The 25304-nt window shown below is 71.8% G+C and carries 26 protein-coding genes; 18 read left to right on the forward strand and 8 right to left on the reverse strand.

Annotation, left to right across the window (positions count from 1 at the left end):
- Positions 1-39: 39 nt before the first annotated feature.
- Positions 40-1071 carry an ROK family protein gene (locus tag SALPAC2_RS0122680; protein WP_018218913.1) on the forward strand — a complete coding sequence of 344 codons (1032 nt, stop codon included), beginning with the start codon at positions 40-42 and terminating at the stop codon, positions 1069-1071.
- A gap of 64 nt (positions 1072-1135) precedes the next feature.
- On the opposite strand, the gene SALPAC2_RS0122685 is transcribed toward SALPAC2_RS0122680, so the two are convergent.
- Positions 1136-1336, reverse strand: a complete 201-nt coding sequence (locus SALPAC2_RS0122685) for a DUF397 domain-containing protein (RefSeq protein WP_018218914.1) — start codon at positions 1334-1336, stop codon at positions 1136-1138.
- Positions 1337-1340: 4 nt separating this feature from the next.
- Positions 1341-2186 carry a helix-turn-helix domain-containing protein gene (locus SALPAC2_RS0122690; protein WP_018218915.1) on the reverse strand — a complete coding sequence of 282 codons (846 nt, stop codon included), beginning with the start codon at positions 2184-2186 and terminating at the stop codon, positions 1341-1343.
- Positions 2187-2414: 228 nt separating this feature from the next.
- Here SALPAC2_RS0122690 and SALPAC2_RS0122695 point away from each other — a divergent pair, with 228 nt between their 5' ends.
- Complete coding sequence (locus SALPAC2_RS0122695) at positions 2415-2690, forward strand: hypothetical protein (protein ID WP_018218916.1); 276 nt, start codon at positions 2415-2417, stop codon at positions 2688-2690.
- 224 nt (positions 2691-2914) lie between these two features.
- Positions 2915-4021 (forward strand): D-alanine--D-alanine ligase family protein, encoded by a 1107-nt coding sequence (locus SALPAC2_RS0122700; protein ID WP_018218917.1) that lies wholly within the window; start codon positions 2915-2917, stop codon positions 4019-4021.
- A 62-nt stretch (positions 4022-4083) separates the two neighbouring features.
- Here SALPAC2_RS0122700 and SALPAC2_RS0122705 read toward each other — a convergent pair whose 3' ends face one another.
- The gene (locus SALPAC2_RS0122705; protein WP_018218918.1) at positions 4084-4764 is read right to left on the reverse strand and encodes a DUF3515 family protein; all 681 of its coding nucleotides are present in this window, start codon (positions 4762-4764) and stop codon (positions 4084-4086) included.
- The gene (locus tag SALPAC2_RS0122710) at positions 4765-4998 is read right to left on the reverse strand and encodes an Lrp/AsnC ligand binding domain-containing protein (RefSeq protein ID WP_018218919.1); all 234 of its coding nucleotides are present in this window, start codon (positions 4996-4998) and stop codon (positions 4765-4767) included.
- A gap of 96 nt (positions 4999-5094) precedes the next feature.
- Between SALPAC2_RS0122710 and SALPAC2_RS0122715 the strand changes: the two genes are divergently transcribed.
- Together SALPAC2_RS0122715 and SALPAC2_RS0122720 are read left to right on the forward strand one after the other, a co-directional pair.
- Positions 5095-6048 (forward strand): thiamine-phosphate kinase, encoded by a 954-nt coding sequence (locus SALPAC2_RS0122715; protein ID WP_018218920.1) that lies wholly within the window; start codon positions 5095-5097, stop codon positions 6046-6048.
- Positions 6049-6076: 28 nt separating this feature from the next.
- Complete coding sequence (locus tag SALPAC2_RS0122720) at positions 6077-6544, forward strand: GNAT family N-acetyltransferase (RefSeq protein WP_018218921.1); 468 nt, start codon at positions 6077-6079, stop codon at positions 6542-6544.
- Positions 6545-6665: 121 nt separating this feature from the next.
- On the opposite strand, the gene rpmB is transcribed toward SALPAC2_RS0122720, so the two are convergent.
- Positions 6666-6857 carry a 50S ribosomal protein L28 gene (gene rpmB / locus SALPAC2_RS0122725; protein ID WP_026185040.1) on the reverse strand — a complete coding sequence of 64 codons (192 nt, stop codon included), beginning with the start codon at positions 6855-6857 and terminating at the stop codon, positions 6666-6668.
- 257 nt (positions 6858-7114) lie between these two features.
- Here rpmB and SALPAC2_RS0122730 point away from each other — a divergent pair, with 257 nt between their 5' ends.
- Both SALPAC2_RS0122730 and recG read left to right on the forward strand, forming a co-directional pair.
- Complete coding sequence (locus SALPAC2_RS0122730) at positions 7115-8740, forward strand: DAK2 domain-containing protein (protein ID WP_018218923.1); 1626 nt, start codon at positions 7115-7117, stop codon at positions 8738-8740.
- Positions 8737-10938, forward strand: a complete 2202-nt coding sequence (gene recG, locus SALPAC2_RS0122735; RefSeq protein WP_018218924.1) for an ATP-dependent DNA helicase RecG — start codon at positions 8737-8739, stop codon at positions 10936-10938. The genes SALPAC2_RS0122730 and recG overlap by 4 nt, the downstream gene beginning before the upstream one ends.
- A 226-nt stretch (positions 10939-11164) precedes the next feature.
- Here recG and SALPAC2_RS0122740 read toward each other — a convergent pair whose 3' ends face one another.
- Entirely contained in the window at positions 11165-12325 is a 1161-nt protein-coding gene (locus tag SALPAC2_RS0122740) for a hypothetical protein (RefSeq protein ID WP_018218925.1), read from the reverse strand.
- Between the two features lie 334 nt (positions 12326-12659).
- Here SALPAC2_RS0122740 and rsmD point away from each other — a divergent pair, with 334 nt between their 5' ends.
- The 8 genes from rsmD to mutM all read left to right on the forward strand — a co-directional run bounded on the left by rsmD (position 12660) and on the right by mutM (position 18002).
- Positions 12660-13223 carry a 16S rRNA (guanine(966)-N(2))-methyltransferase RsmD gene (gene rsmD / locus SALPAC2_RS0122745; RefSeq protein ID WP_018218926.1) on the forward strand — a complete coding sequence of 188 codons (564 nt, stop codon included), beginning with the start codon at positions 12660-12662 and terminating at the stop codon, positions 13221-13223.
- On the forward strand, positions 13220-13708 hold the full coding sequence (coaD, locus tag SALPAC2_RS0122750) for a pantetheine-phosphate adenylyltransferase (RefSeq protein WP_018218927.1): 489 nt from the start codon (positions 13220-13222) through the stop codon (positions 13706-13708). The genes rsmD and coaD overlap by 4 nt, the downstream gene beginning before the upstream one ends.
- Positions 13709-13919: 211 nt before the next feature.
- Positions 13920-14417: an SPFH domain-containing protein gene (locus SALPAC2_RS0122755; protein WP_018218928.1), complete on the forward strand. Its 498-nt coding sequence runs from the start codon at positions 13920-13922 to the stop codon at positions 14415-14417.
- A 145-nt stretch (positions 14418-14562) separates the two neighbouring features.
- Positions 14563-15126, forward strand: coding sequence for a YceD family protein (locus SALPAC2_RS0122760; RefSeq protein ID WP_026185041.1), 564 nt, complete (start codon positions 14563-14565; stop codon positions 15124-15126).
- 5 nt (positions 15127-15131) lie between these two features.
- The gene (rpmF, locus tag SALPAC2_RS0122765; protein WP_012181392.1) at positions 15132-15305 is read left to right on the forward strand and encodes a 50S ribosomal protein L32; all 174 of its coding nucleotides are present in this window, start codon (positions 15132-15134) and stop codon (positions 15303-15305) included.
- A 114-nt stretch (positions 15306-15419) separates the two neighbouring features.
- A complete protein-coding gene (locus SALPAC2_RS0122770; RefSeq protein ID WP_026185042.1) occupies positions 15420-16400 on the forward strand; it encodes a fatty acid synthesis plsX protein in 981 nt (326 codons plus the stop codon).
- On the forward strand, positions 16397-17155 hold the full coding sequence (gene rnc / locus SALPAC2_RS0122775; RefSeq protein ID WP_018218931.1) for a ribonuclease III: 759 nt from the start codon (positions 16397-16399) through the stop codon (positions 17153-17155). Before SALPAC2_RS0122770 ends, rnc begins: the two co-directional genes overlap by 4 nt.
- Positions 17148-18002 (forward strand): bifunctional DNA-formamidopyrimidine glycosylase/DNA-(apurinic or apyrimidinic site) lyase, encoded by an 855-nt coding sequence (mutM, locus tag SALPAC2_RS0122780; RefSeq protein ID WP_018218932.1) that lies wholly within the window; start codon positions 17148-17150, stop codon positions 18000-18002. The genes rnc and mutM overlap by 8 nt, the downstream gene beginning before the upstream one ends.
- Positions 18003-18125: 123 nt before the next feature.
- On the opposite strand, the gene SALPAC2_RS0122785 is transcribed toward mutM, so the two are convergent.
- Positions 18126-19565 carry a CAP domain-containing protein gene (locus SALPAC2_RS0122785; protein ID WP_018218933.1) on the reverse strand — a complete coding sequence of 480 codons (1440 nt, stop codon included), beginning with the start codon at positions 19563-19565 and terminating at the stop codon, positions 18126-18128.
- 356 nt (positions 19566-19921) lie between these two features.
- Between SALPAC2_RS0122785 and SALPAC2_RS0122790 the strand changes: the two genes are divergently transcribed.
- The 3 genes from SALPAC2_RS0122790 (at position 19922) to SALPAC2_RS0122800 (ending at position 24706) form a co-directional block, all read left to right on the forward strand.
- The gene (locus tag SALPAC2_RS0122790) at positions 19922-20116 is read left to right on the forward strand and encodes a hypothetical protein (protein WP_012181397.1); all 195 of its coding nucleotides are present in this window, start codon (positions 19922-19924) and stop codon (positions 20114-20116) included.
- A 373-nt stretch (positions 20117-20489) separates the two neighbouring features.
- Positions 20490-24086 carry a chromosome segregation protein SMC gene (gene smc, locus SALPAC2_RS0122795; RefSeq protein ID WP_026185043.1) on the forward strand — a complete coding sequence of 1199 codons (3597 nt, stop codon included), beginning with the start codon at positions 20490-20492 and terminating at the stop codon, positions 24084-24086.
- Positions 24083-24706, forward strand: a complete 624-nt coding sequence (locus SALPAC2_RS0122800) for an HAD family hydrolase (RefSeq protein WP_018218935.1) — start codon at positions 24083-24085, stop codon at positions 24704-24706. The genes smc and SALPAC2_RS0122800 overlap by 4 nt, the downstream gene beginning before the upstream one ends.
- Before the next feature lie 3 nt (positions 24707-24709).
- On the opposite strand, the gene SALPAC2_RS0122805 is transcribed toward SALPAC2_RS0122800, so the two are convergent.
- Positions 24710-25237, reverse strand: a complete 528-nt coding sequence (locus tag SALPAC2_RS0122805; protein ID WP_018218936.1) for a DinB family protein — start codon at positions 25235-25237, stop codon at positions 24710-24712.
- Between the last annotated feature and the right edge of the window lie 67 nt (positions 25238-25304).

Here is a 25304-nt window from a genome sequence, read left to right on the forward strand (position 1 = left end):
CTAGCCTCACGTCATCGTCTCCGGAGTGGGAGGGCAGACGTGGGCAGCGCGGCAACGCCGGTGGTCGTTGGTTTGGACAACGGCGGCACCAGCAACAACGCCACCGTTCTGACGGTGGATGGACGCTTCCTTGTGGACGGGCTGCTGGAGAGCCCGAGCGAGGTCCAGGCCGGTCCGCAGGCGGCGATCGAGGCCCTCGCGGCCGCCTTTGCCGGTGCATTGTCGTCGGCCGGGGTAGCCCGGGATCTGGTCCAGGCGGTGGGGCTGGACACCCCCGGTCCGGCCAGCGCCGCCGGGGTGATCTCTTCGCGTGGTTCGACCAACTTCTCCCAGCCACAGTGGCGGGGTTACGACGTACGGGGTGCACTTGAGCGGCGGCTCGGCCTGCCGGTGGTGTATCTCAACGACGGCAACGCCGCCGCCCTGTACGCGCACCACTCGTACTTTGGTGCGGATGCGGCGCGTCGCTCGTCGGCCTCGGTGGTGGTCGGTACCGGTCTCGGTGGCGGGTTGGTTGACGGCGGGCGGGTGATCGCCGGTGCGGCCGGCATGGCGGGTGAGTTGGGGCACGTGCAGCTACCGCTGACCGGCCTGCTCGGCCCCGGTCAGCCGGATCCGGTCTGCGGTTGTGGGTTCGTCGGGGACGCGGAGAGCCTCGCGTCGCTGACCGGGATCGCCCGGAACCTGCTGCCGTACTGGCTGACCCGATTCCCCGGGCATCCGCTGACCGCGCAGCCGCTGGTGCGGGCCGCGAAGCTGGTCCGTGGGCTTGGCGAGCGGGGCGACCCACTGGCCCGGGAGATCTTCACCCAGCAGGCGAAGGCGATCGGCCGGCTGTTCACCCTCGTGGCGAATCTGGCCGATCCGCACGCCTACTTCGTCGGCGGGGGCGTGGTGGAGGCGGCCCCGGAGTTCCGCGACTGGTTCCTCGCCACTGTCCGCGAGCACACCGTGCTGCGGAAGGAGCAGGCGGCGGTGGCGAACTTCGCGCTGGTGCCGGAGCGGGACATGGCCGGGGCCCGGGGGGCGGCCCTGGCGGCGCTGCGGGGGTGGTCGGCACCGGGGCGATAACGGGTGGCCGGAGCTGGCTTCCGGTGGTCGGGCGACGGTGGGACCAGTACCGCCGCCCGACCGGTCACCGGGGTGGTGGCGCGGCGGTGAAGGCCGTCCAGGCCGCGGGGGCGAAGAGCAGCGCCGGGCCGTTGCGGTCCTTCGAGTCGCGCACGCCCACCACCTGCGGCAGCGTCGCGATCTCGACGCACGCCCCCTCGTCTCCGCTGTGGCTGCTGGTGCGCCAGTGGGCCCGGGTCAGCTCCGAGCCGATCGTTGGGGTCATCGTCCTACCGTCCCTCCATGAGGTGCCGAAGCTGGTCCCGGCTGTCTGCCGGGCTGAGGGCCACGCTCCGCAGGTGCTCCATGATCTTGGTGCAGGTACGGAGGTCGCCGGGGCGGTCGAGGACCATCTGGCCGGCGACCGTCTCCACCGAGGCGATGACGGGGTCTTCGGGGTCCGCGAACTCCAGGATGTGCAGGGAGCCGCGGGTGCCGCGGTGGTAGCCGGCGGTCAGTGGGATCACCTGGACGGTGACGTTGGGCAGCTCGCTTGCCTTCAGCAGGTGGACCAGCTGCGCCGCCATCACCGTCCGGTCGCCGACCGGTCGGAGTAGGGCGCCTTCGTCGATGATGGCGTCGAGGATCGGCGGGTGCGGTGCGGTGAGCCGCTGCTGCCGGTCGAGTCGAAGCTGGACCCGCTGCTCGACCTCGTCATCAGTCAGGGTGTGCGGGCCGCCCCGCATCACGCCACGGATGTAGTCGGCGGTCTGGAGCAGGCCGGGCACCACAGAGGGCTCGAAGTTGGCGATCCCGGTGGCCTCGGCCTCCAGCGCGATGAAGTCGATGGTGCGCCGGTCTAGAAGGTACGAGTAGGAGACCCACCAACCGGGCTTACGCGCGTCCTTGGCGAGCTGTGCCGCTGCCGCGATCTCGTCTGGCGCGACACCGTAGAGGGTCAGGAGCGCGCGGACGACCGCCGGGCTCACCAGCGTCTGTGCGTTCTCGTACCGGGACAGGGTGCTGCGGGTGCTGCTGATTTCGTCCGCTGCGGACTCCAGGGTGAGGCCGGCGGCCTCCCGGTGCGTGCGCAGGGCGATGCCCAGCCGGCGGGCGCGGGCGGTTTTCGGGGCCATGTATCGATCCTTGCACATCTTTGGGAGGCGGTAAATGAGAGAACGTGGGTGAGAGTTGCATTCACGGCTGTCGCGGTGTCACTCTGTTGTCAGGTCCTCGCTGGCGGTTGTCGTGGCGACGGTGGTGGCGAGCGACTCGGAGGGATGAGGCGCGCGGTGGTCGGGTTCCCTCCCCCGGATCCGATTGCCGCGTGCTGCCCCGATGGCTCGCCGTCCGGAGGGATCGACATGCGAACTGCCCGGTTGCCCCGACAGCGCCGTGGCGCCACCGAGCCCGGCCAGGTGGCGCTGACCCGATTCCTGGTGGTGCTCACCGATGTGCGCTCCCAGGACCGTGGCCGGGACGAGCGGGCCAGCCCGGAGCGGCGCCGGCAGGTGGTGGGCGCGAGTAGTCGCGAGGCGGCCGAGCGCATCGCGGGAGCGTTCATGGCGCTGGGGATGGTGCGGGCGGGCCGGCAGCGGGTCAAGCTGATCGCGATCGGCCGGCGGCATACTCGCGGATAGGCGACGGCTCATCGGGCTGCCGGAAACAAGCGGGCCGTCTCCTTCCTACCGAGCTAAACCGATACATCCCCAAAATCCGATTACCCACCGTATTGTGGGGCGGCTAGTTGCCGAGCCCTCGCGCTCTCAACGGGGTATCGCCCGCCGACGTTCACCACGCACAGTAAGGTCACCAAGGTGAGCGCCCCGGCAGATGCGACGAGCCGACGAAGAGGTGAGGGCCAGTGACCACCCCAGGCAAGACCCGCGTGGCGGTCGTGTTCGGCGGGCGTAGCCCGGAGCACGGCATTTCCTGTGTCAGCGCCGGTAGCGTGCTGGCGGCGCTTGACCCCGACGAATACGAGGTCGTGCCGGTGGGGATCAGCCGCGCCGGCCAGTGGGTGTTGACCGGGGGCGATCCGGACCAGCTCGCGATCAATGCCCGGCAGTTGCCGGAGATCACCGCCGAGTGCGGGGACACCATCATGCTGAACGCCGACCCGAGTAACCGGGGGCTGCTGGTACTCGACGCCACCGCAGGCCCCCGGGCCCTCGCCAACGTGGACGTGGTGTTTCCGGTCCTGCACGGAGCGTACGGGGAGGACGGCAGTATTCAGGGAATGCTGGAGATGGCCGGCATCCCGTACGTCGGGGCGAACGTCTTCGCCTCCGCCGCCGCCATGGACAAGGAGTTCACCAAGAAGCTCTGCGCCGCCGAGGGGATTCCGGTTGGCCCGTACGCGGTGCTGCGCAGCGGCATGACCCTGACCGAGCAGGACAAGCAGCGCCTCGGCCTGCCGGTCTTCGTCAAGCCCTCCCGAGCCGGCTCATCCTTCGGGATCACCAAGATCAGCGACTGGGCGGAGTTGGACGACGCGGTCGCCACCGCCCGGAAAATCGATTCCAAGGTCCTCGTCGAGGGTGCGGTCGTCGGCCGTGAGATCGAATGTGGAGTGTTGGAGGGCGAGGCCGGTGGGACTCCGGAAGCGTCCGTGCTCGCCGAGATCCGGGTGGTCGGGGAGCACGACTTCTACGACTTCGAGGCGAAGTATATCGACGCTGATCTCGCCTCGGAGTATGACGTCCCCGCCGACCTGCCGGAGCGGGTGACCCGTCAGGTCCAGGAGTACGCGGTCCGCGCCTTCACCGCGCTCGACTGCGCCGGGCTGGCTCGGGCTGACTTCTTCGTCACCCCCGAGCTGGATGTCTACCTCAACGAGATCAACACGATGCCCGGCTTCACTCCGTCGTCGATGTTCCCGCGGATGTGGGCGGCCGCCGGCCTGGAGTACCCGAAGCTGGTCAACCGCCTCATCCGGACCGCCCTGCACCGTGGGACCGGGCTGCGCTGAACGGCCTCGCCGCCGCCGGCGGGCCGGCAGGCCCGGTCGCGGCGGCGGCCCGGTGACGGGGGTTACGCGGGGCGGCAGCCCGTCGGGGCGTCGTCAACGGAGGGAACCGTAGCGGTGATCGTCTCTGAGACGGGGGAGACCCACTGGAGCGGCTGGTCGTAGTCGTCGGGCACCCGGACCGTGACTGTCGTCTCCCGGTCGACGGTGCTCAGCACGGTGCCGCCCTCCGCCTCGTTGCCGTACCAGCAGACCCGGTTGACCAGCCAGAGCTTGTCGGTGTCGGCGAAGGTCGGTGCGGCACCGCCGCAGGCAACGGTGAGGGCGGGGTCACCGTACGCGGCATTCTGCTCGGGGCCGGCGGTGACCGGACGCTGCGGCAGCTCCCGGATCGCCGGTGGAAGCTGGGAGAGCAGGGCGCGGCAGACGGTGGCGGGGCGCTCGGCCAGAGCCGGAGCGGCCATCTCCACCGGGGCGGTGGAGAGCGGCCCGGGGGCCGTCGCCGACGCACTCGGCTCGGATTCCGGCTGATCCGGGGCGAACTGGTTGAACGCCAGGACGCCGGCCAGCACGGTGGCCGGGAGCGCGACCGCCGTCGCGATCAGGGCCGCGCCGCGGTTGGAGCGGTCCCGGCCGCCCTCCGGAGGCCCGTCGACGGCCGTCGGGCGGGCGGCGGTGTCGTCCCCGAGGGTGGGTGCGGCGTCGGGGGCGGTGGTGGTTTCAGAGGATTCGGGCAGCCTGCTCACTTAGAGACGCACCACCGAACAGGTGAGCGTACGGGTGATTCCCGGCACCATCTGCACCTTGCTGACGATGAGGTCGCCGAGCTCGTCCACGGTCGGCGCTTCGCAGAGCAGCACCACGTCGTAGGGCCCGGTCACGGCGTCGACGCGGACAACCCCGGTAATCTTCGCGATCTGACCGGCCACGTCACGCGCTTGGCCGACCTCTGTCTGGATGAGTATGTACGCCTGTACCACGTTCGACCTCCCTCCGTCGCCGCCGGATGAGCGGCCTGAAGGGAGAAAATACCCTACCGACCAGGCCGGATTCCGATCGGCGGAGAAGGAGAAGCGGTGAGCGAACGCGGCAACGGCGTCGTGGGGCTGGGTGAGTTCGGTCTGATCGACCGGGTTACCGCTCGGTTGTCCTACGGACCGACGGTCCTGCTCGGCCCCGGGGACGATGCGGCGGTGGTGGCCGCCGCCGACGCCCGGGTTGTCGCCTCCACCGATGTGCTGGTGGAGGGGCGGCATTTCCGGCGGGACTGGTCCGGAGCGCAGGACATCGGCCACCGGGCAGCTGCGGCGAACCTCGCCGACATCGCGGCGATGGGTGCGCGACCGACCGCCCTGCTGGTCGCCCTCTGCATGCCACCGGAGCTGTCGCCCGGGTGGGCGGAGGAGCTGGCCGACGGCCTAGCCGCGGAGGCCGCCATCGTGGGGGCCAGCGTGGTGGGCGGGGACATGTCGGCGAGTCCCACCCTGACCATCGCGGTGACCGCACTCGGTGATCTCGGTGGCCGATCGCCGGTGACCCGGGCCGGGGCCCAGCCCGGTGACGTCCTGGCGCTCGCCGGCCGGACCGGGTACGCGGCAGCCGGCCTCACCGTCCTGTCCCGAGGCTTCCGGACCCCGCGGCTGCTGGTCGAGGCGTACCGACGACCGGAGGTGCCGTACCCGGCCGGACCGGCCGCGGCCGCCGCCGGTGCGACCGCGATGATCGATGCTTCGGATGGGCTCCTCGCCGATCTGGGGCATGTGGCCCAGGCGAGCGGGGTGGCGGTGGACGTGCGGCGGGATGCCTTCGCGGTGCCCCGGCAGATGCGCGACGCGGCCCAGGCGCTCGGCGTCGATCCGTACACCTGGCTGTTGACCGGCGGGGACGATCACGCCCTCGCGGCCACCTTCCCCCCGACGGCGGTGTTGCCGGCGGGTTGGCAGCCGATCGGCGCGGTGACCGCCGGCTCCGGGGTGACCGTTGACCAGCGGCAGTGGGAGGGCTCCGCCGGCTGGGACCACTTCCGGTAGGCGCACCCGCCGGTCGTACCCTGCACTGGTGCGGAACCTGCAGATCCACCTCACCCGATTCGACTCGCCGACGGCACAGCGGCTGATCCAGGCGGCCCTCGCCGAGCTGGGCGTGCGATATGGCGGCAGCGGCGACGACACCCCGGTGGACGCGGCCGAGTTCGAGCCGCCCGCTGGGACCTTCCTCGTCGCCGAGCTCGACGGCGAGTCCGTGGCCTGTGGCGGCTGGCGCAGCCACGACGGGTCGGTCGAGACAGCCGAGCTGAAGCGGATGTACGTGGCACCGCACGTCCGGGGGCGGGGCGTGGCCCGAGCCATCCTGGCGGCGGTGGAACAGTCCGCGCGCGAGCAGGGCCGGCAGCGGATCGTCCTGGAGTGCGGCGATCGGCAACCCGAGGCGCTCGCGCTGTACCATTCATCCGGCTATGCGCGGATCCCGAACTTTGGCTTCTACAAGGATGCCCCGGGCTGCGTCTCGTTCGGCCGGGCCCTCTGAATCCGCGCTCCGCTCGGCGGGCGTCCCGCTCCCGGCTCTGTCCAGCCAGCGCCCGGCCCCACCAACGCAAAACCGGCGGACCCTGACGGGTCCACCGGTGCGGTCTGGCTGGGCTACCGCGTCAGGCGCGGGTGACCTTGCCGGCCTTGATGCAGGACGTGCAGGCCTTCAGCTTCTTGGTGGTGCCACCACCGGCCGGGGTGCGCACAGACTGGATGTTCGGGTTCCAGCGGCGGTTGGTCCGCCGGTGCGAGTGGGACACGTTGTGGCCGAAGCCCGGCCCCTTGCCACAGACGTCGCACACGCTAGCCACGGGATACTCCTGGGATTGATCCGTTCATGAGGTCGTCACCAGGCGCTGCCCGGGCAACCCGGCCAGGTTACCCGATGCCTGCTCGCGGTGCCCAACCCCCCTCTGCCCCGTCCCGGCCCTGCGCATCCCCGCCCCTTCCGCCTCGCCCCGGCGTGCACCGCCCCGGCCCCGCGCGGACCCGTCCGCGTTGCGTGGACACGCCCGGCCAGCGCCGCCGGGCCAGACGCGGGTCAGAGCGCGCCAGTAGGCTACTCACCGTGCTGGACACCCTCGATGCCGCCGCGGTCCGCCGTTGGTGCGCGGGTGGGCTGGTCGCGTTGAAACGCCACCAGGGCGAGATCGACCACCTCAATGTCTACCCGGTGCCCGACGGTGACACCGGCACCAACCTGGTCCTCACCCTCACCTCGGCGCAGCAGGCGTTGGCGATGGAGCGGGACAAGCTGCCTGACGACGGGCCCACCCCGCACGGTCAGGCGCTCCGGCTGATGGCCCGGGGTGCGCTGCTCGGAGCCCGGGGCAACTCGGGAGTGATCCTGGCGCAGATCCTGCGCGGCTTCGCGGACGCGCTGGCCGCGGTCCCGGTGGTGCGGGGCCGGGCGCTGGCCGCCGCCCTGCGCGCCGCCGCCACCGCCGCCTACGCCGCCGTCGCCGCTCCGGTCGAGGGGACGCTGCTCAGCGTGGTCGCCGCCGCGGCGCGCGCCGCCGAGCGGGCCGGCCGGGACGAGTTGGGCGCCGTGGCCCGGGCCGCCGCCGACGAGGCCACCCAAGCCCTCGGCCGAACGCCCCAGCAGCTACCGGCCCTGGCCCGCGCCAGGGTGGTTGACGCCGGTGGGCGGGGCCTCTGTCTGCTACTCGACGCCCTGGTCGAGGTGGTCACCGGGGAGCGCCCGGCGCGTGCGGAGCTCACCGGCCGCTCGCCCCACCCGCCGGCCGACGATTCCCGCGAGCGCAGCGGGTCAACGTACGCCTACGAGGTGCAGTACCTGCTCGACGCCGAACCGGCGGCGGTGGCCCGGCTGCGCGAGGAGCTCGGCGCTCTGGGCGACTCGCTGGCGGTCGTCGGCGACGGCGCGGTCTCCGGCGGCACCTGGAACGTGCACGTGCACGTGGACGATGTCGGCGCGGCGATCGAGGCGGGAGTGGTCGCTGGTCGTCCGCACCGGATCGTGGTGACCCGCTTCGCCGACCCGCCCCGGCCGCCCACGTCGCCGGGGCCGGAGCCGGCACCGGCGACGCGGGCGGCGGTGGTGGTGGCCACCGGGGATGGCATCGTCGAACTCTGCACCGCGGCGGAGGCGACGGTGCTGGAGGGCGTCTCCTCCACCGATGAGCTGTTGACCGTCGTCCGCGCCACCGGTGCGGCCCACGTCGTGGTGCTGCCCAACGATCCGGAGACCCGGGCGATGGCGAACGACGTGGCCCGAGCGGCGTCCGAACTCGGTGTCAAGGTCAGCGTGGTCCCGACCCGGTCGCCGGTGCAGGCGCTCGCCGCGCTCGCCGTCCGGGACCCGGGTCGACCCTTCGAGGACGACGTGATCGCGATGGCCGAGGCCGCCGGTGCCTGCCGGTACGCGGAGGTCTGCCACGCCAGCCGGGCGGCCCTGACCGTCGCCGGCCCCTGCCGGCCGGGGGACGTGCTCGCCCTGGTTGACGGTGAGGTACACCTCATCGGGGCGGACCTGCTCGACACCTGCACCGCCGTGGTCGACCGGATGCTCGGCGGCGGTGGTGAGCTGGTGACCCTGCTGGTCGGGGCGGACGCCCCCGCCGGCCTGACCGAGGCGGTACGCGAGCACGTGGTCCGCTCCTGGCCGTTCGTCGAGGTGCAGGTGTACCTGGGCGGGCAGCCGCACCACCCGCTTCTGGTGGGGGTCGAATGACCTCCGACCAGGCCACCGTCGACACTCCGTTGGGCAAACTGGTCGGGGCGAAGACGGCCAAGGCGCTCGCCACCCACCTCGACCTGTACACCGCGGGCGACCTGCTCTACCACGTCCCCCGCCGGTACGACGAGCGCGGTGAGCACACCGACATTCGGTCGCTGGATGTCGGCGAGCAGGTCACCGTCCTGGCCCAGGTGCAGCGCACCGCCGTACGTCCGATGCGCCAGCGCCGCGGGAATCTGCTGGAGGTGACGGTCGGTGACGGCTCGGGGGGTGCGCTGACCCTGACCTTCTTCGGCAACCAGGTCTGGCGCGAGCGGGACCTGCGCCCCGGCCGGTGGGGGCTGTTCGCCGGCAAGGTCACCGAGTTTCGGGGCCGCCGGCAGCTCAACGGCCCGGAGTACGTGCTCCTCGGCGACGGTGCTGAGGGCGAGGTGGCGGCCAGCGAGGAGGTCGAGGAGTTCGCGGGCGCGTTGATCCCGGTCTACCCGGCCGCCGCGGCGGTGCCGACGTGGGTGATCGCCCGGTGCGTGCGGGTCGTACTGGACACTGTCGACCCACCGGCGGATCCGGTGCCGGCTACCGTGCGGAGCGCTCGTAACCTGGTCGGCCTCGGCACCGCCCTGCGCGAGGTGCACCGGCCGGCCAGTAAGGAGGCGCTCTACCGGGCCCGCCGCCGGCTCAAGTGGGACGAGGCCTTCGCGGTGCAGCTCACCCTGGTGCGACGCAAGCGGCAGGCCGCCGACCGTCCGGCCCGACCACGACCCGGGGTGGACGGTGGTCTGCGGGACGCCTTCGACGCCCGCCTGCCGTATCAGCTGACGGCCGGCCAGCGGGAGGTCGGCAACGAGATCGCCACCGACCTGGCCACCGCCCACCCGATGCACCGGCTGCTCCAAGGCGAGGTCGGTTCCGGCAAGACGGTGGTCGCGCTGCGCGCGATGCTGCAGGTGGTGGACGCCGGTGGGCAGGCCGCGCTGCTGGCCCCGACCGAGGTGCTCGCCGCCCAGCACCACCGCGGCATCCTCGACCTGCTCGGACCGCTGGGGCGGGCGGGCGAGCTGGGCGCCGCCGAGCACGCCACCCGGGTGGAGCTGGTCACCGGGTCGCTGGGTGCCGCGGCCCGCCGCCGGGCCCTGGGCGAGGTGCGCAGCGGCGCCGCCGGCATCGTGCTGGGCACGCACGCCCTGCTGTACGAGGGCGTCGACTTCGCCGACCTCGGGCTGGTGGTGGTGGACGAGCAGCACCGCTTCGGCGTCGAGCAGCGGGACGCGCTGCGGGCGAAGGCGGACCAGCCACCACACGTACTGGTCATGACGGCCACCCCGATCCCCCGTACGGTGGCCATGACCGTCTACGGAGACCTGGAGGTCTCCACCCTGTCGCAGCTGCCGCGGGGGCGGTCGCCGATCGCGTCGCACGTGGTTCCGGCCGCGGAGAAGCCGGCTTTCCTGGACCGGGCGTGGCGCCGGCTGCGGGAGGAAGTCGCCGCCGGCCACCAGGCGTACGTGGTCTGCCCGCGCATCGGCGACGGCCCCGCCGCCGACGAGGAGGCGGCGCCGGCGGACGACACCGCGCGTCGGCCACCGCTCGCGGTGACCGAGGTGGCGCCGCTGCTCGCCGAGGGGCCGCTGCACGGGCTGCGGATCGGGGTGCTGCACGGGCGGCTTCCCGCGGAGGAGAAGGACGCGGTGATGCGTTCCTTCGCCGCTGGTGAGCTCGATGTGCTGGTGGCCACCACCGTGGTCGAGGTCGGAGTGGACGTGCCGAACGCCACCGTGATGATCGTGCTGGACGCCGACCGGTTCGGGGTGTCCCAGCTGCATCAGCTGCGCGGTCGGGTCGGCCGTGGCGCCGCGGCGGGGCTCTGTCTGCTGGTGACCGAGGCGCTGGAGGGCAGTCCGGCGCGGGAGCGGTTGGACGCGGTGGGGTCGACAACGGATGGTTTCAAGCTCGCCGAGCTCGATCTGGAGCAGCGCCGCGAGGGCGATGTGCTCGGCGCCACCCAGTCCGGTCGTCGCTCGCATCTGCGGCTGCTGTCGCTGCTGCGGGACGCGGACCTGATCCGCGACGCCCGGACCGAGGCGATCAACCTGGTCGAGGAGGATCCGGAGCTGGTGCGCCATCCGGCGTTGGCGGCGTCGGTGGCGGCCCTAGTGGACGCGGACCGCGCCGAGTACCTGGAAAAGGGGTAGCCGCGCCAGCGACGGCGGCGCAGACCAGAGCGGGATTGGTCCGGTAGAGCTGGTCCGGCGGGATTGGGTCCGGCCCGGCAGGCCCGCGCCGGATCGGGTCCGGCCCGGCAGGCCCGCGCCGGATCGGGTCCGGCCCGGCAGGCCCGCGCGGGATCGGGTCCCGACAACGGCGAAGGGCGGGCCGACCAGCTGGTCGGCCCGCCCTCAGCGGTCAGTAACCCTTAGCTCAGGCGGTGAACCGGAGCTTGCGACGACGGGCCATGACGAACAGGCCACCACCGACGGCCAGCAGCACGGCGGCGCCGGCAGCGATGCCGCCCGCCGCGGCACCGGTCAGCGGCAGGCTCGGCTCGCCGCCGCCCTCACCGGGGGTGCAGTCCTCGGGCTTCTCCCAGGCGATCGGCTCGGGGTTCTCGATGCCCTCGCCGCTCGGCGTGACGGTCAGGCCCTCCTCGGCCGGGAAGGACACGGTGCCGCTCATGCCCGGCTCGACGGTCAGCGTCTGCGGCTCACCCTTGTTCGGGGTGAAGGTCGCGGTGACGGTCTTGCCGTCCTCGGGGTTGTTGATCTCGAAGATCAGCTCGTCGCAGGTGGACTTGTAGGCGCCGGTCGGCTCGCCCGGCTTGACGCAGTTGTCGGCCGGCTCCGGCGTACCTTCGAAGAGCGGCTCGTCGACACCCTTGGCGGTCACCTTAATGGTGGTCGCCTGCTCCGCCGGAACCTCCACAGAGGTGCTCTCGCCGGGCTGAACGCTTACATTCTCGACGAAGTCGTCGCCGCCCTCGACGGTGAACTTCGCCGGCGCGGTCGCGTCGTCGGCGTTGTTGAGCGTGACGTGGGCGATGCCCTCGCAGTCAGACTGGATGCTCGCCGAGGGGTTGGGAACCGTCGGGGTCGGCGGCTCGGGGTTCGTCGGAGTCGGCTTCGGCTTCGGCGCCTCGCAGGTGCCGCAGAACTTGACCTTGGCCGTGCGCACCCGGTCCTCGATCAAACCGTTGTCCCACTCGGCCCGGATGGCCAGTGAGGCCATCGTGACGTCGCTGTCCACCCGCAGGGAGGCGGTCAGCGCATCCTTGACCAAGTGCGGGTACGTGTCACCGTCGGTGACGGTGAATTCGGGGATGGTGACCTCGGTGGCTTTCCCGCCGACGTAGGTCTTGGCCACGACCTCGACCAGCTTGTACTTCTTGACGTCCTTGGGGGCGTAGCTCTTGATGGACCAGTCGACAATCCACTCGCCGGTGGCAACGTCGCACTTGGCCTTACCCGTGACTTCGCTGTGGTGGGCGCTGGCGGGGGCGGCGAAGATCGCCACTCCGGTGAGACCGAGCAGGGTGCCAGCGGCGACGGCGCTGGCACGCCGGAATAGGGCATGGAGACGGTTCACGTCTGCTCCTGAATGAGGGATCGGACGACGTGCCGGGCGGACGGGAGATGCGGCGACGTTGGCGTGGACCGCGGGCTCACGGCGCTCGCCTGGGCACAGGCTGCGCTCGCCAGAGCGGGCGCACGAATGGTGACTGTACTGGCTTTTGATCTATCTCGGGAGTCGGGATGAGAGGGCTCACATGATGTTGTTGATTCGTGATCATTGATCGGCGGAGGGTTGTCGGATGATGACTATCCGATGTGTGCGGACGAGTAACCTCAGCCCGATTCGGCCCGGACGCGCTCGGCTGGGCGCAGGTGACGTAGCGTCGCAGCATGACCAGGAGTAGGCGTTGACGCGCATCGTGGCGGGTGCGCTCGGTGGACGCCGCATCGCCACCCCGCCCGGCGCCGGCACGCGGCCCACCTCTGACCGGGTCCGGGAGGCGCTGTTCAGCGCCGTTGCGGCGGCAGCCGAACTGGAGGGGGCCCGGTTCGCCGACCTCTACGCCGGGTCCGGGGCGGTGGGGCTGGAGGCGCTCTCCCGGGGCGCCGCGCACGTGCTGTTGGTCGAGTCGAACCCGCGGGCCGCCCGGACGATCCGGGCGAACCTGGCCGCCCTGCAGGCCGGTCCAGCTGCCCGCCTGGCAACCGGGAAGGTCGCCACCGTGCTCGCCGCCGGCCCCGAAGGCGACCCGTACGACGTGGTCTTCGCCGACCCGCCCTACCCGGTGTCGGACGAGGAGGTCTCGGCCATGCTCGCCGCGCTCGCCGGCAACGGGTGGTTGGCGCCCGAGGCCCTCGTCGTGGTGGAGCGGTCGAGTCGCAGCGGCCCGGTCGGCTGGGTGCCAGGTGTCACCGGTGAGCGCAGCCGCCGGTACGGCGAAACCATTCTTTGGTACGGTCGCCGATCATGAGGCGTGCGGTCTGTCCCGGCTCGTTCGACCCGGTCACCAACGGTCACCTCGACATCATCGGCCGAGCCAGTCGGCTCTTCGATGAAGTGATCGTCGGAGTGCTGATCAACCAGTCGAAGACCGGTCTGTTCACCGTTGACGAGCGCATCGACATGCTCCGCGAGGTGATCTCGTCGTACGACAACGTCCGGGTGGAGTCGTTCCGCGGCCTGTTGGTCGACTTCTGTCACGCCCAGCGGGCCAGTGTTTTGATCAAAGGGCTCCGGGCGGTCAGTGACTTCGACTACGAGTTGCAGATGGCCCAGATGAACATCGGCCTGGCCGGCGTCGAGACCCTCTTCATGCCGACCAACCCGCTCTACTCGTTCCTCTCCTCGAGCCTGGTCAAGGATGTGGCGAAGTGGGGTGGTGACATCTCCGCCCACGTGCCGGAGGTGGTCCGCGAAGCCCTGCTGGCCCGCCTCGACCCGCCGTCGCGTCCCTGACCCCAGTCGGTGTCTCGGTTTCGTCGCCGGTGTCTCGGTTCAGGGGTCGGTGTCTCGGTTCCGGTCCGCCGCCGTCACCCGTCCCGGCGACGCGCCGGGAGGGGGCATGATGCGCCGGTGGACAGCACGGCGCATCATGTGTGGGGGCGCCGAATCCGGGTTCAACCCGCATCATTGAGATCGGCCGACGAACAACAGGAGTGAGGTACCGGTGGACCCGCTCGATCGAATCGACGAACTGATCACCATGGTGGAGCAGGCCCGCTCCGTGCCCATGTCCCGCAACAACTGCATGTTCGACCGGGGTGAGATGATCGCTGTCCTCGACGAACTGCGTGTCGAGTTGCCCGCGGACCTGCGTCGGGCCGCCGCGTTGCTCGATGAGCGAGACAAGATCATGGAGGCCGGGAAGCGGGAGGCCGACCGGATCATCGCCGAGGGGGAGACGGAGCACGCCCGGCTCGTGTCGGTGAACGAGATCACCGTCTCGGCCGAGCACGAGGGGGCGCGGATCGTCGCCGAGGCGCGGGCCGAGGCGCAGCGGCTCCGGGACGAGGTGGACGACTACGTCGACACCGCGCTCGCCAACTTCGAGCAGTTCCTCACCCGAGCCCTCGCCTCGATCGAGCGGGGTCGGGACAAGATGCACGCGCTCCGGGAGATCGGTACGTTCAGCGGAGAAGAGGCCGAGCGGCCGTTGAACTTCTAGGGCCGGCGGTCAGGACCGCGGGTCGAGCCGTGCCGAACAGGCGCGGTGTGCCGCTGCCGTGGGGTGGAAACGCCCCCGGTTCGACCCTGCGGCGACCACCCAGGTAATCTCGGGTGTCGGCCCTCCTACCGGCCGGAGTCTAACTATGCCCAAGCACACGCCTGCACCACTCGACCCCAGGTCGCCGCTGGTCCTCGACACGAGGGACCTGCCGCGTCGACCTGGCGCGTTGCGTACGGTCCGGCGGGTAGCGGCGGCACCGGCGGACCTCGGCGTGGAGTTGATCGGCGTGCCGGCGGGTGCTGATCTCGACCTCGACCTGAGGCTGGAGTCGGTGTCCGAGGGGGTGCTCGTCTCCGGGACCATCAGGGTTCCCATCAAGGGCGAGTGCAGCCGCTGCCTGCGCGAGATCGACGACGTCGTGGCCGTCCCGGTCCAGGAGCTGTACGCGTACGAGAACAGCACCACGGACATGACGGCCGGCGAGGACGAGGTGGGCCGGATGCAGGGCGATCTGATCGACCTGGAGCCGGTGCTGCGGGACGCGGTGGTGTTGACGCTGCCGACCAACCCGCTCTGCCGGGAGGACTGCCCAGGCCTCTGCCCCGACTGCGGGGTGGGCTGGGCCGAGCTGCCGGCCGATCACAGCCACCAGCAGGTCGACCCGCGTTGGGCGGCCCTGTCGCAACTGACCCGTAAAGAGGAGTAAGAACCGTGGCCGTCCCCAAGCGCAAGATGTCGCGCAGCAACACCCGGTCCCGTCGGGCGCAGTGGAAGACCGCGGCGGTTGCGACCGTGGCCTGCCCGCAGTGCAAGTCCGCCAAGCTGCCGCACGCCGCCTGCTCCGTCTGCGGCACCTACAACGGCCGCCAGGTCCTTGAGGTCTGACCTGGACGACGAGTGACGCCCCCGACCTCTGGTCGGGCGGCGCGTGTGCCCCGGCGCTCGCCCGATGCCCCGGCTCCCACCGCCACCGGCCGGCCTGTTCCGGTCGAGGTCCCGGTGGAGCCGGGCATCGTGCGGATCGCCGTCGACCTCCTCGGCGGGGACGACGCTCCCGCCGTCGTGGTTGACGGCGTTCTGCGGGCCGTCCGCGCCGACCCCGATCTACACGTCCTGCTCGTCGGCCCGCCCGAGGCCGTCGGCGAGCTGACTGCCACCCTCGATCCGGCGCAACGTGTCCGGATCGAGGCTTACCCCGCTGAGCGGGGAGACACCACCACGTCCCGAGCCAACTCCACTGTTGGCGCCGCGGTGGACGCCGTCCGGGACGGCGCCGCCGACGCGCTCGTCTCCGCTGGTTCGACCGGTGCCACCGTCACGGCTGCCGCCCTCGGGCTTGGCCGCTGGCCCCACGTCCGGCAGCCCGCTCTGGCCGCCACCCTGCCCGGGGTGAACGGCCCGGTGGTCCTCCTAGACGTCGGCGGCTCGTTGGAACCCCGCCCGGCTACCCTCGCCCGGCACGCGGCGCTCGGTGCCGCCTACGCCGTGGTCACGCACGCGCTCGAGTCGCCGCGGGTCGGGCTGCTCTCGATCGGCACCGAGCCCGGCAAGGGCGACCGCGCGCGACGCTTGGCCGATCCCGCCCTCGCCACCGTGCCGCTGCCGTGCGCCGCTCGCTACGTCGGCCTGGTCGAGGGGTACGACGTCGCGTCCGGCGCGCGCGCCGATGTGGTGGTCACTGATGGATTCACCGGTAACGTGCTGCTCAAGGCGATCGAGGGCGCGTACGCGTTGACCGGTGGCCCAGCGGCTGGCGGCCGGGCTCCCCGGGCCGCTGCCCTGCTCGGCGTCGCCGGCACGGTGGTGGTGTGCCATGGTGCTGCCCACGGAGGGGACATCGCCTCGGGTATCGCGCTGGCCGCCCACCTGGCCCGGCGCGAGGCCACCGACCAGGTCCGTGGGCTTCTCACCGATCTCGGCACGGAAGCTCCCACGGACCGCAACGACCGCATCACCGACACCGAGGTACGCACATCATGAGCATCGACAAGCGTCGGCGACCGGCCGTCGGACACCTGGAGGCGGCGTTCGGCGTGGCGCTGGACCCGGAGTTGCTGGAGCGGGCGTTGACGCACCGCTCGTACGCGTACGAGAACGGCGGTCTGCCCACCAACGAGCGGCTGGAGTTTCTCGGCGACTCGGTGCTCGGCGTGGTGATCACGACCGCGTTGTTCCACAACCACCCGGACCTGCCCGAGGGGCAGCTGGCAAAGCTGCGCGCCAGCGTGGTCAACATGCGGGCCCTCGCCGAGGTGGCCCGCGGCCTGGGACCCACCGGCCTCGGCCCGTACCTGCTGCTCGGCAAGGGGGAGGAGAGCACCGGCGGGCGGGACAAGGCGAGCATCCTCGCCGACACGCTGGAGGCGCTGCTCGGCGCGATCTATCTGGAGAGCGGCCTGGAAACCGTGGCGGGCGTCATCCACCGGCTCTTCGACCCGCTGATGGCCGAGTCGGCCGGGCGGGGCGCGGCGTTGGACTGGAAGACCAGCCTGCAGGAGCTGACCGCCGCGCAGGGGTTGGGCGTCCCGGAGTACCGAATCGAGGGCACCGGACCGGACCACCTGAAGACCTTCACCGCCTGGGTGGTGGTGGCGGGCCGGCGGTACGGCGGCGCGGAGGGGCGGAGCAAGAAGGAAGCCGAGCAGCGGGCCGCCGAAGCGGCCTGGCGGACGCTGACCGAGGAGGCGGAGCAGGAACCGGCCAGCGCCGGCAGCGGGGCGGCCGGCAGTGCCTGAGCTGCCGGAGGTCGAAACCGTCCGGCAGGGGCTGGCGCAGTGGGTGATCGGCCGGCGGATCGCCGAGGTGCGGGTGCTGCACCCGCGTGCGGTACGCCGACACCCGGCGGGCGCCGCCCACTTCGCCGACGTGCTCGTCGGGACGACGGTCCGGGACGTGCGGCGGCGCGGAAAGTACCTGTGGCTACCGCTGGACAGTGGCGATGCGGTGGTCGGGCACCTCGGTATGTCGGGGCAGCTGCTCCTGCAGCCCTCCGGGGCGCCGGACGAAACCCACCTGCGGGTCCGGTTCCGGTTCGCGGATGACGGACCCGAGTTGCGCTTCGTCGACCAGCGAACGTTCGGCGGGTTGTCGGTCAGCGCCGGGGGCGCGGAACTACCCACGGAGATCGCACACATCGCCCGGGACCCGTTGGACCCGGAGTTCTCCGACGCCACCTTCGTCGCGGCGTTACGCCGCCGCCGTTCCGAGATCAAGCGGGCGCTGCTGGACCAGACGCTGCTCTCCGGCGTGGGCAACATCTACGCCGACGAGGCGCTCTGGCGGGCTCAGCTGCACGGCGCCCGGCCGGCCGACGGTTTGACGGGTCCGGCCGCCCTGCGCCTGCTCGGGCACGTCCGGGACGTGCTTGGCGAGGCGATCAAGGAGGGCGGAACGAGCTTCGACGCCCTGTACGTCAACGTCAACGGCGAGAGTGGTTACTTCGACCGGGCGCTGAACGTTTACGGGCGGGCGGACCAGCCGTGCCGGCGGTGCGGTGCGCCGGTGCGCCGCGAGGCGTTCATGAACCGGTCGTCGTTCAGCTGCCCGCGCTGCCAGCCGCGGCCGCGTGGGTCGGCAGCGTGAACGCCGCGCCATCGCGGCTACTTCCCCGGCGGCCGTGCGGCTGAACCGAAAGCGCCCGGTTGAGGTACGCCGAGCGGCGTACCTCAACCGGGCACTCAGGTGGGGTCGGACGACGACCCGTGGTCAACGGGGCGCGGCGAAGACCTGCGTCCAGTACGGCCCGTTACTGTCCGCGATGCCAACACCGATCTCGGTGAAGGAGCAGTTCAGAATGTTCTTCCGGTGGCCGTCGCTGTTCATCCAGGCCTGCATCACCGCAGCCGGCGACTGCTGGTTCCAGGCGACATTCTCTCCGTAGGTGCTCCACTGGTAGCCGGCATCGTTGATTCGTTCGCCGGGGTCACTGCCGTTGCTGCCGTCGTGTGACATTTTCTTGTTGTCGGCTTGGTCCTGGCTGTGTCGCTGGGCGGCGGTCATCAGCTTGTCGTCGATGCTCAACGCCGCGCAGCCGGCCTTCGCGCGCTCAACATTGGCCAGGCGAACCACCTCGGCGGCGTCTTCGCTGACGTCGCCGTTGGCGGGCGTGGTGGCGGTGCTGCTGTTGGGGGGCGCGGTGGTGCGGGTCGGGGCGGGCTGGGAGGTGGCGGTGGAGCGCGACGCCGTCGGGCTCGGCTTGCGGCTGGGGGAGACCGACGGCGACGGCGTGGGCGACGTCGTGGTCGGTGTGGCGCTTGGGCTGGCGGAGTTCGGTGATGCGTAGGGGAACCCACTGTCCTTGGTCGGGCTGGTCGCCACGATGTCGTCGACGGCCGAGGTGGGGCTGGCCGTACCGCCACCGGAGAGGGCGACGGCGCCGACCCCGAGGCTCACCACCAGTGTGGCTGCCGCCGCGGCTCCGCCGATGAGTAGCGGTCGCCGGTTCCGCCGGCCGGGCCGATCCTCGCCGGCCGGCAGGTCACCGGTTGGTGCGGTGGCCTCCGCGACGGGCGGCATGCTGCTCGTCGGTTCGTCGGCGTACCAGCCGGTGGGCTTCGGGGCCGGCCACTGGCCGGTGGGTTCGGGCCCTCCGGCGGGGGTGGCCGCGCCGTGCCAGCTACCGGTGGGTTCGTCCTGCCGGCCCGCGAACCGCTGGTCGCGCCAGTCGCCCGGCTGGTCGGGCTGCCAGCTCTGGGTGGGCCCTTCGTGCTGCCAACTCGGGGTGGCTTCCCAGCCCTGCCTCGGCTGCTCGTGGTGTGGGTCACCGACGCGTCCGTAGTGCGGGTGCTCTGCGGCTCCCCAGCCCCGGTTGGGTTCGGAGTCGGGCCCCCAGCGCGCGGTCGGCTGCTGCTGGTCCCACTCGTTGGCGGGCTGGTCCCACTGGCCGGGGGAGTGGTCCCATTGGCCGGCGGGCTGGTCCCACTGGCCAGTGGGCTGCTCCCACTGACCGGCGGGCCGGTTCCACCGTTCGGTGGGCTGCTCCCAGCCGCCGGAGGAGTTGTCCGGCTCGTCACCGAACAGGTAGGCGGAGCGCGGCTCCGGGCGATCCGTCGGCCACGTTGGTTCGTCTGCCGGCGGTTCTGGTTGCCGACGACTACCGTCCGGGTTCCTCGGGTCGTTCCAGCCGTACACGACGGTCGCCTCCACGGGTTGAGGTGCGGGCCGGGGCGACGCTACGTCGCGGCCGCTGCCTGCGGCAACGTGGCTAAGAAAGAGTTAAGGGGAACCAGACTCGCGGGGTGGGGAGTTGGCGGAAGTAGTGCGTACAGTTGGGTGGTCCGGACAGTGCATGTCCGCGCCGAGAGGCAGCCCCCGTTAGGTGGACAGGTCGACGTGGAGATGGTCACGGCCTGTAGCAACTTGACGAAGGAGGGGGTGTCAGCTCAATATGTAGGTGTCGCCAGTCGCGCCCGGTCATGCCCAGAATTTGCTGGATTGACAGTCGCGTACTAACTGGGCGCGCGTTGGCCGGCTCTTCCGGCAGCGCATTACAAGGAGTCAACATGGCGAAGGCCCTGTACGGCCACGTAGGTGCGGCGCCCGATCGGCGCCTGCTCGACGAGGTCACCCGACTGCGTGCCACGGTTCAGGCACTTGAGTTCGAGATCACGCGGTTGCGTGCCGAAAACGATCGGCTCGCGGCGGCGGCGGCCGAGGCGGATGACCTACTCCGTCTCGCTGAGCCCGCGCTGACCTGATCCCCAGGTCCGCACTGGTCCGCAGTCCGTAGAAAACCGAATCGCACCAGGCAAGAAGCGCGCCGACACGACCGTGCCGGCGCGCGGTTCTGTGTTCCCCGTCACCCGGCGCCCACCCTCAGGGTGTATCCGCTACCTGTGCCTCCCGTCACCTGTGTGAACCGTCACCTGACTCGGTGTAGGGCATCGATCAAGGACCCGAGTCACCGCGCCTCGCTCGGCTCGGGCGGGAAACCTGAATCGGAGCTGCCCGGTGGCGGCGTCGCAGGCGGGTCGCGTGCGCGGTGGCTGTCGACTGCGGGATAGTCTGCGGGTTCACCAGGTCCGCGCGGCCGGGCGACGGTACGGCGGCCACCGGACGAGGATCGAGAAGGTGTATCTCAAGAGCCTGACGGTCAAGGGCTTCAAGTCCTTCGCCTCAGCGACGACGCTGAAGCTGGAGCCGGGCATCACCTGCGTGGTGGGTCCGAACGGCTCCGGCAAGTCCAACGTTGTCGACGCCATCGCCTGGGTCCTCGGCGAGCAGGGCGCGAAGGCACTGCGGGGCGGCAAGATGGAAGATGTCATCTTCGCCGGCACCGCCGGTCGGGCACCGCTGGGCCGGGCCGAGGTGACCCTCACCATCGACAACACCGACGGCGCGCTGCCCATCGAGTACACCGAGGTTTCGATCACCCGCCGGATGTTCCGCTCCGGCGAGAGCGAGTACGAGATCAACGGCGACTCCTGCCGGTTGCTCGACATCCAGGAGCTGCTCAGCGACTCCGGCATCGGCCGGGAGATGCACATCATCGTCGGGCAGGGTCGGCTCGACGGCATGCTGCATGCCAAGCCGGAAGACCGGCGCGCCTTCATCGAGGAGGCGGCCGGCGTCCTCAAACACCGCAAGCGCAAGGAGAAGGCGCTGCGGAAGCTCGACGCGATGCAGACCAACCTCAACCGGCTCACCGACCTCACCGCCGAACTGCGCCGCCAGCTCAAGCCACTCGGCCGGCAGGCCGAGGTGGCCCGCCGGGCCGCGGTTATCCAGGCGAACCTGCGGGACTCCCGGCTCCGACTGCTCGCCGACGACCTCGCCACCCTACGCAGCACCCTGGCGAAGGAGATCGCGGATGAGACCGCGCTGCGCGAGCGGCGCGAGCGAACAGAGGCCGAGCATGCCGAGGTGCAGGCCCGCCTCGGCGAGCTGGAGGCGGCGCTCGCCGAGGACGCCCCGCTGCTCGCCGCCGCCCAGGACACCTGGTACCGGCTCTCGGCCCTGCAGGAGCGGTTCCGGTCGATGGAGCAGCTGGCCCGGGAGCGGCGGCGTCACCTGAGCGCCACGCCGGACGATGAGCGGCCGGGGCGGGACCCGGACCAGCTCGAGGCGGAGGCGGAGCACGTCCGCGAGCAGGAGGAGGAGCTCCGCGCGGCGCTCACCGACGACCAGGTCCGGCTGGCCGAGGCGGTGGAGCACCGCCAGGAGCTGGAGCGGCAGCTCGCCGCCGCCGAGCGGGCGCTGGTGACGGCGGCGAAGGCCATCGCCGACCGGCGGGAGGGGCTGGCCCGGCTGGCGGGGCAGGTCAACTCCGCCCGTGCCCGTACGGCCACCGCCGGCGAGGAGATCGAGCGTCTCAGCACCGCGCACGCCGACGCCCTGGCCCGGGCCCAGCGGGCCCAGGCCGAGCTGGACGCCGTGGCGGAGCAGTCCACCGAGGCCGATCGGGACAACGCCGGCTTGGACGCCCGCCACGCGGAGGCGGTCGCCGCCCAGGAGCAGGCACAGGCGGGGGTTCGGTCGTGCAGCGACGCCGAGCGATCCGCGGAGAAGGAAGCCGCCACCTGGAAGGCCCGCGAGGAGGCGCTCGCCCTGGGCCTGCGCCGAAAGGATGGCGCGGGTGCCCTGCTGGCTCGCGCGGGTGAGGTGCCGGGGCTGCTCGGCGGCCTCGCCGGGCTGCTCACCGTCGCGCCCGGGCACGAGGCCGCGCTCGCGGCTGCGTTGGACGGGCTCGCCGACGCCGTCGTGGTCAGCGGCGTGGACGAGGCGGCCGAAGCGATCCGGCTACTGAAAATCTCCGATGCTGGTCGCGCTGGTCTGCTGGTGGGCAGCCCGGCCGGCCCCGGCATGACCGGCCCGGCCGACGCGCTGCGCCCCAAGCTGCCGGACCGGGCCCAGTGGGCGCCGGACCTGGTGGAGTGCGACCCGCAGATCCGTCCGGCCGTACACCGGGCACTGCGGGACGTCGTCCTCGTCCCCGACCTCGCCACCGCCGCCGAGGTCATCGGCGACAACTCCGAGCTGCGGGCGGTGACCCCCGAGGGGGACGTGCTCGGGGCGTACGCCGCCGCCGGCGGGTCGGCCAAGGCGCCGAGCTTCATCGAGGTACAGGCCGCCGTGGAGGAGGCGCGGACCCATCGCGCCGCCGCCGAGGAGACCGCCGCGCAGCTGCGCGAGCAGCTGGTGCAGGCCCGGGCCGAGGTGACGGTGGCGAAAGAGGCGGTGCAGCAGGCCGCCGCCGCGAAGCGGGAGGCTGAGGGGCACCGCAACGCCGCCGCTCGCCGCCTCGCCGAGCTGGGGGCCGCGGCCCGCTCGGCGCAGGCCGAGACCGAACGGCTCGGTGCGGCCCGTTCCCGCGCCGTCGAGGCCCGCGAGCGGGACCTCACCAGCCTGACCGAGCTAGCCGAGCGGCTGCGGCTGGCCGAGGAGGCGCCGGTGGACGCCGAACCCTCCACCGAGGAGCGCGACGAGCTCGCCGCGGCCCTCCCCCGATCTCGGCAGAACGAGATGGAGGTACGGCTGGCGGTGCGTACCGCCGAGGAGCGGGTCTCCTCGATCGCCGGCCGGGCCGACTCGCTACGCCGGCAGGCCACGGCGGAGCGGGCCGCCCGGGAGCGGGCGGCGGCACGGCGGGCGGTACGTACCCGGGGCGCCGCGGTCGCCGGGGCGGTGGCCGCCGCAGCGCACACGGCGCTGGCCCGGCTCGAGGTCTCCATCGACCAGGCGGCGCAGCAGCGGGACGCCGTCGCCAGCCAGCGCGCGGCCCGGGAGGCCGAGCTCGCCGAGGTGCGCGGCGCCGCCAAGCGCCTCGGGGCGGAGCTGGAGCGGCTGACCGGCCAGGTGCATCGCGACGAGGTCGCCCGCGCCGAGCAACGGCTGCGGATCGAGCAGCTGGAGGCGAAGGCGGCCGAGGACTTCGGCCTGGACCTGGCGACCCTGATCGCCGAGTACGGTCCGGACCAGCCGGTTCCGCCGACCGACGCCGAGGTCGCCGCCGCCGAACGGGACGGCCAGCCCGTGCCCGAGCCGGTCGGGTACGAGCGGGCGGTGCAGGAGAAGCGGGCCGCCAAGGCGGAGCGGGAGCTGACCCTGCTCGGCAAGGTCAATCCCCTCGCGCTGGAGGAGTTCGCGGCGCTGGAGGAGCGCTACAAGTTCCTGACCGAGCAGCTGGAGGACCTGAAGGCGACCCGGCGGGACCTGTTGACCGTGGTCAAGGATGTGGACGACCGGATCCTGTCGGTCTTCGCCGACGCCTTCGCCGACACCGCCCGGGAGTTTGAGCAGGTCTTCGGCGTGCTCTTCCCCGGTGGCGCGGGGCGGCTGGTCCTCACCGAACCGGACGACCTGCTCACCACCGGCGTCGAGGTGGAGGCCCGCCCACCGAGCAAGAAGATCAAACGGTTGTCGCTGCTCTCCGGCGGGGAGCGGTCGCTGACCGCGGTGGCGATGCTGGTGGCGATCTTCCGGGCCCGGCCCAGCCCCTTCTACATCATGGACGAGGTGGAGGCGGCGCTCGATGACGTGAACCTGGGTCGCCTGCTCACGCTGCTCACGCAGCTGCGGGAGAAGAGCCAGCTGATCGTCATCACGCACCAGAAACGGACGATGGAGGTCGCGGACGCGCTCTACGGCGTGACCATGCGAAACGGCGTTACCCAGGTAATCAGCCAGCGGCTCGACCGAGCCGGGGGCGGGCAGGAGGATAGCGAGTGAGTCGGGAACGAGCGACGGCGTTGTTGGTGGACTTCGACGGGGTGCTGCGCCGCTGGGACCCGGCGGTCGCCGTCGGCGTCGAGCGGGCGTACGGGCTCACCGAAGGTGTCCTCGACGAGATCGCGATGTCCTGGGGGTTGCTCCAGCCGGTACTGACCGGCCGGGTGAGCCACGCCGAGTGGATGGCCAGCGTGGTCGCGGCGCTGACCCCGTCGGTGGGGGAGCAGCAGGCGCAGGCGGCCGTGGACGAGTGGCAGCGCTACCGGGGCGAGGTCGACCCGCAGGTGCTGGCGTTTGTCCGGGAGGTCCGGGCGTCCGGGGTCCCGGTCGGGCTCGCCACGAACGCCACCGACGTACTCGATGCCGACCTCGCCGCCCTCGGGCTCGAGGGTGAGCTGGATGTCGTGATCAACTCGTCGGTCGTCGGCACGCACAAGCCGGCGAAGGAGTACTTCGAGGCGGCCTGCGAGGCGCTGCGCACCTCGCCGTCGCGGGTGCTGCTCGTTGACGACAACGACCGGGTGGTCGCGGGGGCGCGGGTGGCCGGCCTGTCGGCGCACCGCTGGAGCGGCCCCGGCGACCTGCGCTACCTGCGCGCCGCCCTGGCCCCGGCCGGCTGACGTTCAGTCTCCGGTGACGCCGTCGAGGCGTTCCCGGATCAGGTCGGCGTGGCCATTGTGCCGGGCGTACTCCTCGATCATGTGGAGGTAGACCCAGCGCAGGCTGAGCTGGTCGCTGCTGCCGTCCCGTCGGCGCAGCGTGAACTCCTCGTCGAGGTCGCGTCCGGCGGCGGCGGCGTCGGCGGCCGCGATCTCGGCCCGGAAGGCCGCGAAACCGGCCTCCGGGTCGGCGGTCTCCACCCGGAACTCCGCGTCCGGATCAGTGCTGAAGTCGAACGGGTCGGGCAGGTCCTGTCCGGCGAAACGCTTTCGGAACCACGCCCGCTCGACGTAGGTCATGTGCCGAACCAGGCCGAGGAGGGAGAGCGGGGACGGTCCGACGCTCGCGGTGCGTAGCTGGTCGGCGGTCAGGCCCGCGCACTTGTGTAGCAACGTGTCTCGGTGGTAATCGAGCCAGCCGGTGAGCAGGGCACGTTCCGTACCGAGGAAGGGCTCGTGCCGGCGGTCGATCTGCGGTGCTGTCCAGGTCATGCCCGTATCCTCGCGTCCGGTCCGGGTCCGGGGCGAGCGCATTTCCCGCCGAGCTGGGACCGCGGCT

It is taken from the genome of Salinispora vitiensis, from assembly GCF_000378825.1.
GTDB lineage: Bacteria > Actinomycetota > Actinomycetes > Mycobacteriales > Micromonosporaceae > Micromonospora > Micromonospora vitiensis.